Source organism: Nocardiopsis lucentensis DSM 44048, assembly GCF_000341125.1.
GTDB lineage: Bacteria > Actinomycetota > Actinomycetes > Streptosporangiales > Streptosporangiaceae > Nocardiopsis > Nocardiopsis lucentensis.
The window spans coordinates 1-477 of the sequence record NZ_ANBC01000131.1 but is presented as its reverse complement, the minus strand read 5'-3'; the positions used below and the strand labels follow the sequence as shown (position 1 = coordinate 477).

General features: G+C 76.7%; 1 pseudogene (only partly in view). It reads left to right on the top strand.

Annotated features, from left to right (window positions below):
- Window positions 1–477: pseudogene (locus D471_RS32935) on the top strand (prolyl oligopeptidase family serine peptidase); its annotated part reaches 724 nt to the left of the window's first position; the annotation flags it as partial.

Here is a 477-nt window from a genome sequence, read left to right as displayed (position 1 = left end):
CGCCCACCGCACCGACCTGTGGCTCGCCGACCTGACCGCGCGCCCCGCTCCCCGGGCCCCGGACCGCCATGGCATCGCCCTCCGGCCGGTACAGGTCGGTCCCGAGGCGGAGACCGAGGCGCGCCTGGGCCCGGACGGCCTGCTCTACCTGCGCACCACGTTCGGCGCCCCGCGCCGCCGCCTGTGCGCGGTCACCCCGGAGGAGCCCGGTGTCGAGGGCTGGCGCGAGGTCGTGCCGGAGGACGGCGACGCGACCCTGGACGCCTTCACCCCCTACGCGGGCCCGGACGGACCCGCGCTGCTGGTCGTGCGCACCAGGTGGGGGATCAGCGAGGCGACCCTGCACGACGCCCGCACCGGTGCTCGCACGGGAACCGTCGACCTGCCGGGGGAGGGCATGGTCTCGGGCCCGGAGACCGCCCCGGACGGATCCGTCCACCTGGGTTACGCCGACGTCGCCACCCAGCAGAGGGTACT